Raw genomic sequence first — 15,170 nt, forward strand, 5'->3', positions numbered from 1 at the left:
CTGAGCCTCGGCGAAGGCCCGTATCGAAGGACATGCCTTGACCTTCCACACCTATCTCCTCCGCTGCTCGGACGGCAGCTATTATGTCGGCCATACCGACGATCTGGACACCCGCCTCGCGCAGCACCAATCGGGCGGGATCCCCGGCTACACCGCGAACCGGCGCCCCGTGGAACTGGTCTGGTCGGAAAGCTTTGCCGATCGCGATCAGGCCTTCGCGGTCGAACAGCAGATCAAGGGATGGTCGCGCGCGAAGAAGGAAGCCCTGATCCGGGGCGACTGGGAAGCGATCCGCATGCTGGCGCGCGGCGGAACGCCCCTTCGAGACGAGGCTTCGCCAGGCTCAGCCTCTCCTCGGGATGAGCGGGAAAATGGCGGGGAATCCGCTCCGCCCCCCGTCATCGTCCTCGTCCGCCCGCAGCTTGGCGAAAATATCGGCAAGGCGGCGCGCGCCATGCTGAACTTCGGGCTAGCCGAGATGCGGCTGGTCTCCCCGCGCGACGGGTGGCCCAATCCCGATGCCGGCCCGGCCGCGTCCGGCGCGGATATCGTGCTGGCCGATGCGAAGGTCTATGAGAGCGTCGCCGATGCGGTGGCGGATTGCGCGCATGTCTATGCCACCACCGTGCGCAAGCGCGGCGTGACCAAGCCTGTGGTGACGCCGGAGGAAGCGGCCCGCGCCATCCATGGCGAGCCCGGCCGGTCCGCGATCCTGTTCGGGCCGGAACGTTCGGGGCTGGAAACCGATGACGTGGCGGTCGCCCGCACGATCCTGACGGTGCCGATCAACCCGGAATTCGGCAGCCTGAACCTCGCCCAGGCGGTGATCCTGGTCGCCTATGAATGGTCGAAGGGCCAGGCGCTCGCCTCCCCGCCCGCGACGGACCTCGATCCCCCGGCCCCGCAGGGCGACCTCGACGGCATGATCGGCCAGCTCGAAGCCATGCTGGACGGGGCGGGCTATTTCTTCCCGCCCGATCGCGTGCCCGCGACCAGGCGCACGCTGCGCACCATGCTGACCAAGCCGGCCTGGACCGCGCAGGAGGTGCGCACCATGCGCGGCGTGCTCAGCGCGCTCGCCAAGCCCCGGCCGCGCTGACGCTCAGCGCGCGTCGAACTTGTCGAATTCGTAGGCGATCGATCCTTCGACGAGCTGTTCGTAGAGCGCGCGCACCAGAGCGGGCGGCACGCCCACGCGCGCGGCCACGGCGGCGGCATTGTCGATCACCTGCGCCTTGCGGGCTTCGTCGCGCACGGCGCCGCGCGTCGTCTTGATGCGGGCGGCGGCGTCCATGTAGCGCATGCGCCGGCCGAGCAGCGTGACGATCTGTTCGTCGAGCGCATCGACGCCGGCGCGGACCTCGATCATGGTCGTGCAGTCTTCGGGAGCGAGTATGTCGGTCATGCCGCCTCCCTAGATCGATTTGGGGGCGGAGGGAAATCCGCCGGTGCGGAACGCGCGAGGCCCTGCCCCGCCCCGCCGAACTTGACTCGCCGGCACCATCCCGCCATAGGCGCCGCTTCGCGATTGGCCCCGCATCCCGGTGAAGCGGTGGCCCTGCCGGATCCGATCCGTGCAGGCGATACCGGGAACGAGGCCGTCCCCAAGCGGATGGCCGACCCTGTAGCAATTGAAGGAAGTGACATGTCGAAGCGCAACAGCGCCAAGTACAAGATCGATCGCCGCATGGGCGAGAACATCTGGGGCCGCCCGAAGAGCCCGGTGAACCGCCGCGAATACGGCCCCGGCCAGCACGGCCAGCGCCGCAAGGGCAAGATGTCCGACTATGGCATCCAGCTCAAAGCCAAGCAGAAGCTGAAGGGCTATTACGGCGAAGTCACCGAAAAGCAGTTCAAGAAGGCCTATATCGAGGCGTCGCGCATGAAGGGCGACACCGGTCAGAACCTGATCGGCCTGCTGGAGCGCCGCCTGGACGCGCTGGTCTATCGCGCCAAGTTCGCGCCGACCATCTTCTCGGCCCGCCAGCTCGTCAGCCACGGCCACGTCTATGTGAACGGCGTGAAGTGCAACATCGCCTCGCGTCTCGTGAAGCCGGGCGACGAGATCACGCTGGGCAAGAAGGCGCAGGAAATGGCCCTCGTGCTCGAAGCGCAGAGCCTGTCCGAGCGTGACATCCCGGAATATGTGGCCGCCGACGGCGCCGCCAAGGTCACCTTCGTCCGCGTGCCCTCGCTCGACGAAGTGCCCTATCCGGTGAAGATGGAACCGAACCTGGTCGTCGAATTCTATTCGCGCTGATCCGGCGTTCCATCGCTCGAGCAAAAAGGGCGGTCCCGATCGGGGCCGCCCTTTTTGTTTGCTGGTGATGGACGGCCGCGAGCAGGCGGCTCCCGCCCGCCGCCTCTCTCAACCGGCCGGCGGCGCCTTGGCCTTGTCCTGCGGCGCGGGGCTCTTGTCCGTCCCCTCATCGCCGGCATCGGCCTCCGCCGTCGTGGCCAGCCCTTCCCAGGACTGCACCGCGCCGGACAAGGGCTCATGCTTCTTCGCCATGGCGAGCAACGCACGCGCCCGCGCTGCCGAGCCGCCGCCGTGCGGATCGGCGGCCAGCGGCTCGATCATGCGCGCCGCCTCGTCGAAATAGCGTTTCTGCATCAGGGCGACGGCCGCGCTCCCGCGCAGTTCGTCCACCTGCGGGGCAAGCCGCTGCGCTTCGAGCAGGACGTTCAGATCGTTATCGGACAATGGCTCCAGCGATCGGGTTTCCACATAGGCCCAGAGCGCCGGCACATAATATTTGTCCGCCTTGAAGGCCCGGACGAACCACTTCCGGGCGCTATCGTAAAGCGGCGCGCGCGCCTGGCCTTCCAGCTTCCGGGCAGCGGAGAGATCGGCATAGCCCCGCAGGAACAGCGAATGGGCGTCCTGCGCGCCCTCGCCGGCCACCAGCTTTTCCGCAAGCGTCCGGCCGGTGGCGACATCGCCAACGTCCAGCTCGATCTCCGCCTGCGTCGCCATCGCCAGCCGATCGCCCGGAAAAGCGGCGGCCGCCTTGCGCACCCGCGCCAGCATCGGCCTGCCACGCTCCTCATCGATCCCCAGCGATATGCCCGCGCCGGGCAACAGCAGGTCGTCCGCCGATTTGGGCAGGGCCGTGATCGTGACGGAGGCAGGCCCCCAATCCTCCGGCCGACCTATTTTCAAATAGGTGAGCGGCCTCGACACATATGTCTTCAGGGCCTTGGTGAATTCGGCATAGTTCATGCCGAATTCGCGCTGGAAGACCGCCTGGCTGTCTTCGCCGCTGTTGCGGGCCGCCAGATAACGCTTCAATTGCAGATGCTTTTTCTGCCCGAACATCCAGTGGGTTATCAGCCAGCTCTGCGCATAGAATTGCGCCATCTGGAGACTGTTCAGGCCCTCCGCATTGCCGTCCAGAATGCGCTGGACCGGCAGCCATGGGGCGTTCACCAGCATATAGCCGCGCCCCGCATTGTAACGGCCGACATGGAACTCCTTCTCCAATATGTCGGCCGTCATCATATATTCGGCAAAGCCTTCGACATACCAGGCGGGATAACCCATCGGGTAATATTGCAGCATGAAATGGTGCGTATATTCGTGCTGCAGCACTTCGTCGCCATCCAGCCCCCCACGATCCCTGCGGATCGCGAAGGCCGCGATCGCGCCCGGTGTCGCCGAATAGAAGCCGGCCACGCTGGCGCTGACCGGGCGGACCTGGCGCAGGTCCGCGTTGCTGCCGACCAGATAGATGTCGAGCTTGCCGGGCGCCGGCGGCAGCTTCGTTCCCGTTACCAGCCTGAGGATACGGTCATAATCCTCCAGCTTCGAGGCAAAGGTCCGCAACTGCGCCTCGCCGCCTTCGCTGTAGATGCGGAAATGCTCCGTCTCGGCCTTCAGCCAGGCGGCATGGGCCGTGCCGGAGGAAAGCCCCGCCGCCAGCAGCGCCAACAGAGACCACGCACGCCGGACTGACCGTTTCGTTCTGATGCCGTGATCGCCGCCCATATTTACATTCCCATCGCTTTTCGGAGGAATGCATCGCTCTTCCCGAGCATATCGGCACGAACCGCTGAGTCTTCGAGATCATGGTCGAGCGCCGGATAGATTACGAGCTCAGGCTTCTTTCCGGCGTCCGTCAGCCGGTCCGCCATCAGCCTGGAAGCCTGCACCTCCACATTGCTGTCCACATCTCCATGAAACAGCATCACCGGCGCACGGATCGCCGCAGCGTTCTGGGCGGGCGATCCCTCGCGGATATGAGGGCCGTTTCCGACAAATCGCTGTATCTCCACAAAGGTTGCGGTGTTGCGATACTGCTCCTTCAGACCGTTAAGGTCGGTGACCGGCGCAATGGCCACGATCGCCTTGTAGAGATCCGGCGCGAGCACGCCGGACTGGAGCGCGGCATAGCCGCCATAGGACCAGCCGAGCACCGCAAGCTTCTTCGGGTCGGCGATACCTTCGGATACCAGCCATCGCCCGCTGTCCACCACGTCGCCAATGGCAATCTTCCAGGATTGGAAGCCGTTATTACGAAACCATTCATCGCCATAGCCGGTCGAGCCGCGGAAATTGGGCTGAAGAACGGCATAGCCGCGATTGGCGTAATATTGCGCCATCCAATCGAAGCCCCATTCGTCACGCGCGCCCGGCCCTCCATGCGGCATCACGATGGCCGACAGGCCCTTGCCCGAAGATCCGACCGGCAGCGTCAGATAGGCCGGTATCAACGTCCCATCGGCAGCCCGCACCTGAACCGATCGCATGGGCGCCAACGGATAATCCGCCAGTTCGGGCCGGCTCAGGATCAAGGGCCGCAGCTGCTTGGTGCCTCGATCGAACAGGTAATATTGGCCTGGATCGGTATCGCCGCCGGCCCAGATCAGCAGCTTCCGTCCATCGGCGCTTTCGCTTTCGAAATTGATTTTTGGTTGTTTTGGCAAAACCTTGCTCAAGCCGTCGGCGAGCTTATTAAGGTTTTCGTCAAAATAAACCGCCTGGCGATGGTCCGTTGCGAAGGACACACCCACGATCCGCCTCTTCCGACCGAGCCGGATCAGACCATCCACATCCACCTCTGGATGGCTGAAAACCAGTTGGTCACGTAGAGAACCGTCCAGCGATCGCTTGTATAGAGCCAGTCGACCGTTATTCTTCATGAAGCCATAAGCGGCATTTTCCTCGGGATCGACGGCATAGGGGTTGAAGCCCTGGCGGGTCAGGGAATTATACTCCCCCAGATCCTTCCACCCATCCTGGCCTGCCAACCGGTAGGAATAGCGCGTGACACCCGTGGTGTAGCCATCACCCTTGAGTTCCCATGCACCCTTTATCCGTACCGTGCCGAGGCCGTCCGTGATGAATTCCGAGGCATCCCGCATGGGATTGACGACCCTCTTCGAAGCCAGGGTGGTCGTATCCACCCGATCGACACCGAAGCCTTCGAGGCGGCTTTCGACGAGCTTTCCGATCCTAGCTTCGGGAACATAGGCGCGGCCTATCAGCACCGCTCCGTCCTGCCCCGGCAGCAAGTCCACGATCGTTCCACCGAACCCATTGAAATATAGCGCATCTCCGTTTGTCCGACGCGAAAGCAGCTTGGGATCGCTGCCGTCGATGTTGATGGCTATCATGGAACTGGTGTTGACGACCTGGCCGGCGCCGCGCTGAACCGAATATATCTGGCACGCCAACCGCTTGTCCGAAACCCAATCGCAGCGTGAAATCCGTTCGGGATTGCCGCTGGCAAGTAGCGCGCGCGTGGGCGGTGCGCTTCCATCTATCGGCACGGTAAAGAGCGCATTGCTCTGCCCCTTACCGGGGGCAAGAAAAGCGACACGCTCCCCATTCGGGGAAAGCGACGCGCCGCTTACCCCTTCGCGCGCGCCGAAAGCCGCTTCCGGCGGCAGCGTCTGCGCCGACGCAACCCCACAAAAGAACATGGCGCCAAGTATAGGCGCAGAACAACGCAGCATCGATCCCCCCGTATATATTCCCCTCTTCGCATTTATCTCCTCTCGGTAAAGAAACAAGCCGCCATCTGGTTCGCTTTTCCCTTTCCCGCCCCACCCTTGCCCGCCGGCCGTAGCGCTGCCATGAGGCACGCAACATCATTACCCGGGATAACGATATGCGCTTCGCCCTTGCCGCTTCGCTCCTTGCCCTGTCGGTCGCCACGGCCGCTGCCGCCGCCCCCGTGCCGGCCATCAATGTCGAGACGCTGAAGGACATCACCAGGACGCTTTCCAACGACAGCTTCCAGGGCCGCGCGCCCGCGACGCCGGCGGAGGACAAGACGGTGGCCTATATCGCCGATCGCTTCGCCAGGGCGGGGCTGAAGCCGGGCAACAAGGGAAGCTGGTATCAGGACGTGCCGCTGGTGGAGCTGACGCCCAACGCGGCCTTCCCGATCAGCATCACCGGCGGCAAGACGCCGATCACGCTGGATTACAAGACCGATCACATCACCTGGTCCTACCAGGTGCAGCCCCGGATCGACGTCGCGGGCAGCGATATCGTGTTCGTGGGCTATGGCATCAACGCGCCGGAACGCGGCTGGAACGACTATGCCGGGCTGGACGTCAAGGGAAAGACCGTCCTGATCCTGATCAACGATCCGGACTGGAAGATGCAGTCGCTGGATGGCCCCTTCGGCGGCCGGGCGATGACCTATTATGGCCGCTGGACCTACAAATATGAGGAAGCCGCCCGTCAGGGCGCGGCGGCCGCGATCATCATCCACGATACCGAGCCCGCGGCCTACGGCTTCAACGTCGTCGTCTCCTCCAACAGCGGCGGCAAGCTCGGCTTCGACGAGCCGGGCAACCATATGGACCAGTCGGCCGCCGCCGGCTGGATCACCAACGATGCCGCGCGCCGCATCTTCGCGTCCGCCGGCCAGGATTATGACGCGCTGGTCGCCGCCGCCGGGCAAAAGGGCTTCCACGCCGTCCCCTTCACGGGGATGAAGGCGTCGCTGTCGTTCGACCAGTCGATCCGCCGCCAGAAATCGAAGAATGTCGTCGGCATCATCCCCGGCAAGAAGCGTCCCGGCGAATATGTGCTCTATTCGGCGCACTGGGACCATCTCGGCATCTGCGAGCCGGTGGACGGCGACAATATCTGCAACGGCGCGGTGGACAACGCCTCCGGCACCGCCGGCCTCGTCGCGCTGGCCGAAGCCTATAAGGCGGGCGGCCAGCCGGATCGGTCGGTGGTGTTCCTGGCGGTGACGGCGGAGGAATCGGGCCTGCTCGGCTCCGAATATTATGCCGCCAATCCCATCTACCCGCTGGCCCGGACGGTGGGCGGCGTGAACATGGATTCGCTGAACGTGATCGGCAAGACCAACGACATCGTCGTCGTCGGCCCCGGCAAGTCCGAGCTGGAGGATTATCTGAAGCGCGCCGCCGTGGGCGAGAACCGCGTGCTGGTGCCCGAACCGACGCCGGAAAAGGGCTATTATTACCGTTCGGATCATTTCAGCTTCGCCAAGCTCGGCGTGCCGATGATCTATTTCGAAAGCGGCGAGGATCTGGTGAATGGCGGGCGCGAGCGCGGCAGCAAGCTGGCGGCCGATTATATCACCAACCGCTATCACGGGCCGAAGGACGAATATGATCCCAATTGGGATTGGTCCGGCGCGGTCTCCGACCTGAAGCTTTTCTATACTATCGGTCGCGAGCTGGCGGATTCGGATGCCTGGCCCAACTGGTATCCCACGGCGGAGTTCCGCGCCGTCCGCGACAAGTCTCGCGCCGGCAAGTAAGGCAAGGCAGAACCGATGACCTATCGTCAACCGCCCGAATGGGCCCGCCACGACCGCGTCTGGATCGGCTTTCCCAGCCATCCGGAACTTTGGGAGGACGATCTGGAGCCGGCGCGCGAGGAGGTGATCGCCTTCGCCCGCGCGGTGGACGCCGATGGCGCGGGCGAGCGCGTCGTGCTGGTCGCGGCGGACAAGACGGCCGCCAAGGCGGCGCTGGCTTCGGCCGGCCCCAATGTCGATGTGGTGGTGGCCCCGTTCGGGGATATCTGGCTGCGCGATACCGGGCCGATCATCGTGCACGACAGCGCCGGCGGCGTGCCGACCGCGCTCGATTTCCGCTTCAACGGCTGGGGCGGCAAATATGACCTGCCGAACGACGATACCGTGGGCCGCACGCTGGCGGAGGCCGCGCGCTTCCCGGTGAAGGCGTGCGACTGGATCTTCGAGGGCGGGGCCATCGACGTGGATGGCACCGGGCTGGTCGTGACGACCGAGCAGTGCCTGCTCAATCCCAACCGCAACCCCTATCTGTCGCGCGGCGATATCGAGGCGCGGCTGAAGGCGGATCTCGGGCTCGATCGCGTGCTGTGGCTGGGCAGCGGCCTGCTCAACGATCATACCGACGGCCATGTCGACAACCTCGCCCGCTTCGTGGGCGAAGGGCGGATCGCCATACCGGAGCCGACGGCGGACGATCCGAACGAGGCGGTCTATCGCGATGCAGCCGCCCGCGCCCGCGCCTTCGGGCTCGAGGTGGTCGGCGTCCCCTCCCCCGGCAAGGTCGAGCGGGACGGGGCGATCGTGCCGGCATCCTATATGAACTTCTATGTCGGCAATGCCGCCGTGGTGGTTCCCGTCTATGGCGCCGCCAATGACGATGCCGCCGTGGCCGCCTTCGGCGCGCTCTTCCCCGGCCGCAGGGCGATCGGCATCCGCGCCGATCATGTGCTGACCGGCGGCGGCAGCCTGCACTGCATCAGCCAGCAGGTGCCCAGCCCCTAAAATGGGCGCGGCGGCCCCGGCCTTGGCTTCGCGGCCCCGCATCCTTATCTGAGCCCGCCGCCCGTGGAGACCCTTTGATGACCGAAGTGACCGTTGCCGCCCTCCAGCTCGCGCTCAGCGACGATGTCGATACCAACATCGCCGCCGTGTCCGAACTCGTGCGCGAGGCGGCGGCCGAGGGCGCGCAGGTCATCCTTCCGCCCGAGCTGTTCGAGGGCCATTATTTCTGCCAGGTCGAGGATGAGGGCCTGTTCGCCCGCGCCAGGCCCACCGATCGCCATCCCGCGGTGCTGGCGATGCGCAAGCTGGCGGAGGAGCTGAAGGTCCATATCCCGACCAGCTTCTTCGAGGCGGACGGCCCGCATCATTATAACAGCCTCGCCATGATCGGGCCGGACGGCAAGGTGGCCGGCGTCTATCGCAAGAGCCACATCCCCGACGGGCCGGGCTATGAGGAGAAATTCTACTTCCGGCCCGGCAACACCGGCTTCAAGGTGTGGCCGACCGATCATGCCACGCTGGGCGTCGGCATCTGCTGGGACCAATGGTATCCCGAAACCGCGCGCACGATGATGCTGATGGGGGCGGAGCTGCTCTTCTACCCCACCGCGATCGGCAACGAGCCGCACGATCCCGATCTCGACACCAGCCGCCTCTGGCGCCGGGCGATGATCGGCCATGCCGTGTCGAACGTGGTGCCGGTGATCGCATCCAACCGCATCGGCACCGAAGGGGCGATGACCTTCTACGGCCACAGCTTCATCGCCGACGAGCGCGGCGATCTGGTGGCCGAATTCGGCGCGAGCGAAACCGGCGTGCTCACCGCCACGCTCGATCTCGATCGCGTGAAGCGCCACCGCGCCGCCTTCGGCTTCTTCCGCGATCGCCGGCCGGACCTTTACGGCCGCCTCGCCCAGGATATCTGACGGACAAGAACGGCTGCCGCCGGCAGAACGGCACCGGCGGCACCATCGGCCCCTCCCCCGATCGGCAAACCGCCTGCCGGCATGCGGAGGGGAGTCGATTCCCGGCGAGCGCTCGGCTATCCCATTCGGGTCCAAGCCCTTTCAGGAAAGCCGTCCATGCGCCGCCGCACATTCCTTGCCGCCATTCCCGCCGCCGCCGCTGCCCCCGCCATGCTGCGGGCGCAAGCGCCCTCCCCCGTCCCCGCGCCGATCTGGACGCCGGGCGAGGTGCGGTTCGATCGGCCGGACGTGCATGGCGGCGATCGCCCGGTCGGGGCGAGCTTCGCCTCGCGCTCGGTGGTCTACGGGCTTTCGGGCGCCGCCGGCTCCGCGCAGCCGCTGGCCACGCAAGCGGGCATCGAAATCCTGAAGAAGGGCGGCTCCGCCGTCGATGCCGCCATCGCGATCAACGCCTGCCTGGGCTTTCTGGAGCCGACCGCCTGCGGCGTGGGCGGCGATCTCTACGCGCTGCTGTGGGACCCGAAGCAGGGCAAGGTCGATGGCCTCGCCAGCTCCGGCCGGTCGCCCCGCGCGCTGACCTTCGATATCGCCCAGTCGCGCACGAAGAACGGCCACCTGCCGGCTTATGGCGCCGCCTCGGTCTCGGTGCCCGGCACGGTCGCCGGCTGGTGGACGCTCCACCAGCGCCACGGCAAGCTGAAATGGGCGGAGCTGTTCGAGCCCGCGATCGCGATGGCGGAAGGCGGCGTGCCGGTGGCGCCGATGATCGCTTATTATATCGGCCGGGCCATGGCCAATTTCACCAAGCCCGGCGCCGGCATCGAGGAAGTGGACAATGCCCGCAAGGTGTGGATGCCGAACGGCGCCGCGCCGAAGGAGGGCGATCCCTTCCGCAACCCCGATCTCGCCCGCACCTATCGCCTGATTGCCCAGGGCGGGCGCGACGCCTTCTATGACGGCCCGATCGCCGACACCATCGAGCGTTATTTCCGGCGCATCGGCGGCTGGATGACCCGCGCGGACCTCGCCGCCCATCAGGCGAAATGGACCAGGCCGCTGGAAACCACCTATCGCGGCATCGGCGTGCAGGCGATCGGCGAGAATACCCAGGGCCTCGCCACCCTGCAGATGCTCAACATCCTCGAGCATTTCGACATGGCCGGCGCGGGCTTCCAGTCGGCGCTGTCGATCCACCTGCAGGCGGAGGCCAAGCGCCTCGCTTATGAGGATCGCGCCCGTTATTATGCCGACCCGGAATATGCCAAGGTCCCGATGGAGTGGCTCGCCTCCAAGGAATATGCGGCGGAGCGCGCGCGACTGATCCGCCCGGACCGGCTGATGACGGACGTGCAGCCCGGCAAGGCGCCGTCGCGCGGCGACACCACCTATTTCACCTGCGCCGACAAGGACGGGCTGATGATCTCCATGATCCAGTCCAACTTCCGCGGCATGGGATCGGGGCTGGTGGCCGACGGCCTCGGCTTCATGTTCCAGGATCGCGGCCAGCTCTTCTCCTTCCAGCCGGGCCATCCCAACATCTATGCGCCGGGCAAGCGCCCGTTCCAGACGATCATCCCCGGCTTCGCGACGAAGGACGGCAAGCCCTGGCTCAGCTTCGGCGTGATGGGCGGCGACATGCAGCCGCAGGGGCAGACGCAGATCATCCTCAACCGCACCGATTACGGCCTCGACGCGCAGGCCGCCGGAGACAGCCCGCGCTGGCACCATGAAGGGTCGTCCGAAAGCATGGGCGAGGATTCGGGCGACGAAGGCCCCACCGGCACGCTGCGGCTGGAAAAGGGCGTGCCCGAGGCCACCCGCACCCGGCTTGCCGCGATGGGCTGGAAGATCGGGGCGTCGGACGGCGGCTTCGGCCGCTACCAGTGCGTCGAGCGGATCGACCGCAACGGCGAGCGCGTCTATGCGGCGGCAAGCGAGATGCGCGCCGACGGCGTGGCGCTGGCCTACTGATCGCCTTCCCGGCCGGGTTCAGTTGAGCCCGGCCAGCAGCTCCGGCCGATAGGGCTGCAGCGATTCATGGTCCCCGGCGCGCACCTTGGCCGGCCAGGCCGGATCGCCCAGCAGCGATCGGCCGAGCGCCACCAGATCGAATTCGCCGCGATCGATGCGGCCGCGCACGTCGTCGAGATAATGGTCCGAAGGCTCGGCGACGCGGCCATAGACGTCCCCCTGCCCATATTCGAGCGCGGTCGCCGCCAGGCCGATGCCGCCGCCGGCGATGGTGGCACGGCCGGTGATATGCTTGATCCAGCCGGCGAGGTTCAGGCCGCTGCCTGCGAATTCCGGCCGCCAGAAACGGCGCAGCGAACAATCGAACATGTCGACGCCGGCATCGGCCAGCGGCACCACCAGCGCCTCCAGATCGGCCGGGCTTTCCGCCAGCTTCGCGGCATAATCCGTCATCTTGAACTGGGAAAAGCGCAGCGCGATCGGGAAATCCGGCCCCACGGCCTTGCGGCAGGCGGCGACGATCTCGGCCGCGAAGCGCACGCGATCGGCGCCATAGGCATCGTCGCGCCGGTTGGTGCGGTGCCACAGGAACTGATCGATCAGGAAGCCGTGCGCGCCATGGATCTCGATGCCGTCGAAGCCGATGCGCCGGGCGGCGGCGGCGGCCTCGGCAAAGGCCGCGATCACGGCGTCGATCTCCGCCAAGGTCATCGGCGGGCCTTCGATCCGCTCCGGCGCTGGCGGCCGGCCCACCTCGGCCCCCGCCAGCCAGATGCCGGACGGGCCGATGCCGCGCCAGGGCGGCGGCACCTGCGCGATGCCCTGCAGGCCGGCATGGGCAAGCTGCGGCATCATCCGCCCGCCGGCCCCGTGCACGGCCTCCGCCGCCTTCTGCCAGGTCGCCAGCGCGGCCCCGTGGAAGCGCGGCTCATTCTCGTCGAAGGCGGCATTGTCTTGCCCAACGGCCGTCGCGCCGCTGATGATAAGGCCGGTGCCGCCTTCGGCCCGCCGCCGGAAATAAGCGGGATAATCGGGATGCGGCAGGCCGCCGGGCGCCTTGCCCTGCCCCATCGGCGCCATGACGATGCGGTTGGGCAGCGCCAGCGAACCCAGCGCCAGCGGCGAAAAGAGCGGATCGGTCATGGCCGGATTATGATCCGCCGCAAGCGCCATCGCCAGCCGGCGATCACGCCCGACCCGCCGATAGCGCCATAATCCGGCCCCCCAGGGATCGTCATGGTCAACCGGCGGGACCTCCCGTCCTCCCCAAGGTGGATCACCACCGGAAAGCGGTGATCCCCCTCGAAGATCGTGCCGCCCCAGCCGCAAGATCGATTGGCGCGGCACCCGTCCTTCCGGGCGGGCATCACGAATGCGGCGCCGCGCACCCCAAGGTCGCGCGGCGCCGCATTGGCGAACCTATGCCGCCGCCGGCCCTTCCAGCGTCGCCATGTCGATGACGAAGCGGTAGCGCACGTCGGCCTTCTCCATCCGTTCGAACGCGCCGTTGATCTCCTGGATGGCGATCATCTCGCATTCGGGCAGGATGTTCTTCTTCGCGCAGAAGTTCAGCATCTCCTGCGTCTCGGCGATGCCGCCCACGGGCGATCCCGATATCCGCCGCCGTCCCATCAGCAGCGGCAGGGTGCTGATCTCGTCCACCAGTCCCAGCTGGCCCACGATCACCAGCGTCGCATCGATATCGAGCAGCGGCATATAGGGGCGGAGGTCATGCCGCACCGGCACGGTATCGATGATCAGGTCGAAGGCGTTGGCGGCGGCCGCCATCGCTTCCGCGTCGGTCGAAACCAGCACCCTGTCCGCGCCCAGCGCCAGCGCGTCGGCGGTCTTGGCGTCGCTGCGGCTGATGACGGTCACGTCGGCGCCAAGGCCCGCGGCCAGCTTCACCGCCATATGGCCTAGCCCGCCCAGGCCGATCACGCCCACCCGGCTGCCCGGCCCCGCATTCCAGGTGCGCAGCGGGGAATAGGTGGTGATGCCGGCGCAGAGCAGCGGCGCGGCGCGCGCCAGGTCCAGCCCTTCCGGGATGGAAAGCACGAACTCCTCGCGCACCACGACATGCTTGGAATAGCCGCCATAGGTCACGTCGCCGGTGATCCGGTCGCGACCATTATAGGTCAGCGTCACGCCCTCGCGGCACATCTGCTCCTCATGGGCGAGGCACTGGTCGCAATGGCCGCAGCTGTCGACCAGGCATCCGACCGCGACGGCATCGCCCACCTTGTGCCGGGTCACGTCGCCGCCCACCTCGATCACCCGGCCGACGATCTCGTGGCCCGGAACGCAGGGGTAGATGGTGCCCGGCCAGTCGCTGCGCGTCTGGTGCAGGTCGGAATGGCATACGCCGCAATAGAGGATCTCGATCGCCACGTCGTCGGAACGAAGCTCGCGACGGTCGAAGCTGTAGGGAGCAAGCGGGGTCTCGGCGTTCAGCGCCGCATAGCCGGTGGTCTTCATCTTCACTCCTCGGGTGATGGTGGATGTGTGGTGTTGAATTGCGGGTCGGTCAGAAACGCTCGCCGACCATTTCCTCGCTTTTGGCCCACAGCGCCTTCGCCCGCTCGGGATCGAGGGCGTAGGGCTGCACGCCGTCGCGCCGCGAAGTGCCGGTGGCGATCTCGGCCACATGGCAATCCTCGGCATAACGTCCGCCGATCTCGTCCGGCGCGGCCACGATCGCCGCCCAGATCGAGGTGGCGGCGCCCTGCGGCACCGTCTTCCAGTGGAAGGCGGGCGCTCCCTCGGGCTGGTTCGCCGTGATGGACGCGATCAGCGCGTCCTGCGCCTCCTGGGTCATGTGGCGGCTCAGCTCGGTGCGGATCACGCCCGGATGCACGGCCGCCGCGCGGATGCCCCGGTCGCGATGGCGCCGGTCGAATTCCACCGCGAACAGGATGTTGGCGGTCTTCGATCGGCCATAGGCCACGAACTCTTCGTAATCGGTATGATCGAAATTGGGGTCGTCCAGGTCGACGTCCGAATATCGGTGGCCGGCGGACGAAAGGCTCACCAGCCGGCCGCCCGGTTTCAGCAGCGGGGCGATCCGGTTGACCAGCACGAAATGCCCCAGATGATTGGTGCCGAACTGCGTTTCGAAGCCGTCGGCCGTCACCCCCTTGGGGCAGGCCATCACGCCGGCATTGGCGATGATGATGTCCAGCGGCCGGCCATCGGCGATCAGCGCGTCGGCGGCCGCCCGCACGCTCGCCAGCGATGCGAGGTCGAGCCGGATCAGCTCCAGGCTGCCGCCGCCGTCCCGCGCCGCCGCGCGCACGCTTGCGGTCGCGGCTTCCGCCTTGGCGAGGTCGCGCGCCGCGCCCACCACGTCCGCGCCGTGCGCCGCCAGCGCCCGCGCCGTCTCCACGCCCAGCCCGGCGGAAACGCCGGTCACCAGGATGCGCCGGCCGGAAAGATCGACGCCTTCCAGCACCTCGTCGGTCGTCGATTCCGCGCCGAATATGGTCATGGCTGTTCTCCATTTCCGTGGAGGAGGCCCATC

At 66.5% G+C, this 15,170-nt stretch carries 12 protein-coding genes; 6 read left to right on the top strand and 6 right to left on the bottom strand.

Going from position 1 to position 15,170, the window contains the following annotated elements; genetic code table 11:
* The first annotated feature begins 37 nt into the window (after positions 1-37).
* Positions 38-1,099 carry a TrmH family RNA methyltransferase gene (locus G432_RS04125; protein ID WP_015457562.1) on the top strand — a complete coding sequence of 354 codons (1,062 nt, stop codon included), beginning with the start codon at positions 38-40 and terminating at the stop codon, positions 1,097-1,099.
* 3 nt (positions 1,100-1,102) lie between these two features.
* On the opposite strand, the gene G432_RS04130 is transcribed toward G432_RS04125, so the two are convergent.
* Positions 1,103-1,405: a chorismate mutase gene (locus G432_RS04130; RefSeq protein ID WP_015457563.1), complete on the bottom strand. Its 303-nt coding sequence runs from the start codon at positions 1,403-1,405 to the stop codon at positions 1,103-1,105.
* A 240-nt stretch (positions 1,406-1,645) separates the two neighbouring features.
* Between G432_RS04130 and rpsD the strand changes: the two genes are divergently transcribed.
* Complete coding sequence (rpsD, locus tag G432_RS04135; protein WP_015457564.1) at positions 1,646-2,260, top strand: 30S ribosomal protein S4; 615 nt, start codon at positions 1,646-1,648, stop codon at positions 2,258-2,260.
* Between the two features lie 108 nt (positions 2,261-2,368).
* On the opposite strand, the gene G432_RS04140 is transcribed toward rpsD, so the two are convergent.
* Both G432_RS04140 and G432_RS04145 read right to left on the bottom strand, forming a co-directional pair.
* On the bottom strand, positions 2,369-3,931 hold the full coding sequence (locus G432_RS04140) for a hypothetical protein (protein ID WP_015457565.1): 1,563 nt from the start codon (positions 3,929-3,931) through the stop codon (positions 2,369-2,371).
* A gap of 59 nt (positions 3,932-3,990) precedes the next feature.
* Positions 3,991-5,958 (bottom strand): alpha/beta hydrolase family protein, encoded by a 1,968-nt coding sequence (locus G432_RS04145; protein ID WP_015457566.1) that lies wholly within the window; start codon positions 5,956-5,958, stop codon positions 3,991-3,993.
* Between the two features lie 155 nt (positions 5,959-6,113).
* On the opposite strand from G432_RS04145, the gene G432_RS04150 reads away from it, so the two are divergent.
* The 4 genes from G432_RS04150 (at position 6,114) to ggt (ending at position 11,650) form a co-directional block, all read left to right on the top strand.
* Entirely contained in the window at positions 6,114-7,751 is a 1,638-nt protein-coding gene (locus tag G432_RS04150; protein ID WP_015457567.1) for a M28 family metallopeptidase, read from the top strand.
* A 15-nt stretch (positions 7,752-7,766) separates the two neighbouring features.
* Positions 7,767-8,753: an agmatine deiminase family protein gene (locus G432_RS04155; RefSeq protein WP_015457568.1), complete on the top strand. Its 987-nt coding sequence runs from the start codon at positions 7,767-7,769 to the stop codon at positions 8,751-8,753.
* Between the two features lie 77 nt (positions 8,754-8,830).
* The gene (aguB, locus tag G432_RS04160) at positions 8,831-9,679 is read left to right on the top strand and encodes an N-carbamoylputrescine amidase (protein WP_015457569.1); all 849 of its coding nucleotides are present in this window, start codon (positions 8,831-8,833) and stop codon (positions 9,677-9,679) included.
* 156 nt (positions 9,680-9,835) lie between these two features.
* The gene (gene ggt, locus G432_RS04165; RefSeq protein WP_015457570.1) at positions 9,836-11,650 is read left to right on the top strand and encodes a gamma-glutamyltransferase; all 1,815 of its coding nucleotides are present in this window, start codon (positions 9,836-9,838) and stop codon (positions 11,648-11,650) included.
* 18 nt (positions 11,651-11,668) lie between these two features.
* On the opposite strand, the gene G432_RS04170 is transcribed toward ggt, so the two are convergent.
* The 3 genes from G432_RS04170 to G432_RS04180 form a co-directional block, all read right to left on the bottom strand.
* The gene (locus G432_RS04170; protein WP_015457571.1) at positions 11,669-12,793 is read right to left on the bottom strand and encodes an oxidoreductase; all 1,125 of its coding nucleotides are present in this window, start codon (positions 12,791-12,793) and stop codon (positions 11,669-11,671) included.
* A 276-nt stretch (positions 12,794-13,069) separates the two neighbouring features.
* Positions 13,070-14,128 carry an NAD(P)-dependent alcohol dehydrogenase gene (locus G432_RS04175; protein WP_015457572.1) on the bottom strand — a complete coding sequence of 353 codons (1,059 nt, stop codon included), beginning with the start codon at positions 14,126-14,128 and terminating at the stop codon, positions 13,070-13,072.
* A gap of 49 nt (positions 14,129-14,177) precedes the next feature.
* On the bottom strand, positions 14,178-15,137 hold the full coding sequence (locus tag G432_RS04180) for an SDR family NAD(P)-dependent oxidoreductase (RefSeq protein ID WP_015457573.1): 960 nt from the start codon (positions 15,135-15,137) through the stop codon (positions 14,178-14,180).
* Positions 15,138-15,170 lie beyond the last annotated feature (33 nt).

This window comes from Sphingomonas sp. MM-1 (genome assembly GCF_000347675.2).
Lineage (GTDB): Bacteria > Pseudomonadota > Alphaproteobacteria > Sphingomonadales > Sphingomonadaceae > Sphingomonas_E > Sphingomonas_E fennica.

Coding starts and splice junctions, on each gene's coding strand:
- G432_RS04145 (WP_015457566.1), bottom strand. CDS start 5,958: ATGCTGCGTTGTTCTGCGCCTATACTTGGCGCCATGTTCTTTTGTGGG.
- ggt (WP_015457570.1), top strand. CDS start 9,836: ATGCGCCGCCGCACATTCCTTGCCGCCATTCCCGCCGCCGCCGCTGCC.
- G432_RS04130 (WP_015457563.1), bottom strand. CDS start 1,405: ATGACCGACATACTCGCTCCCGAAGACTGCACGACCATGATCGAGGTC.
- G432_RS04150 (WP_015457567.1), top strand. CDS start 6,114: ATGCGCTTCGCCCTTGCCGCTTCGCTCCTTGCCCTGTCGGTCGCCACG.
- rpsD (WP_015457564.1), top strand. CDS start 1,646: ATGTCGAAGCGCAACAGCGCCAAGTACAAGATCGATCGCCGCATGGGC.
- G432_RS04175 (WP_015457572.1), bottom strand. CDS start 14,128: ATGAAGACCACCGGCTATGCGGCGCTGAACGCCGAGACCCCGCTTGCT.
- G432_RS04170 (WP_015457571.1), bottom strand. CDS start 12,793: ATGACCGATCCGCTCTTTTCGCCGCTGGCGCTGGGTTCGCTGGCGCTG.
- G432_RS04180 (WP_015457573.1), bottom strand. CDS start 15,137: ATGACCATATTCGGCGCGGAATCGACGACCGACGAGGTGCTGGAAGGC.
- aguB (WP_015457569.1), top strand. CDS start 8,831: ATGACCGAAGTGACCGTTGCCGCCCTCCAGCTCGCGCTCAGCGACGAT.
- G432_RS04155 (WP_015457568.1), top strand. CDS start 7,767: ATGACCTATCGTCAACCGCCCGAATGGGCCCGCCACGACCGCGTCTGG.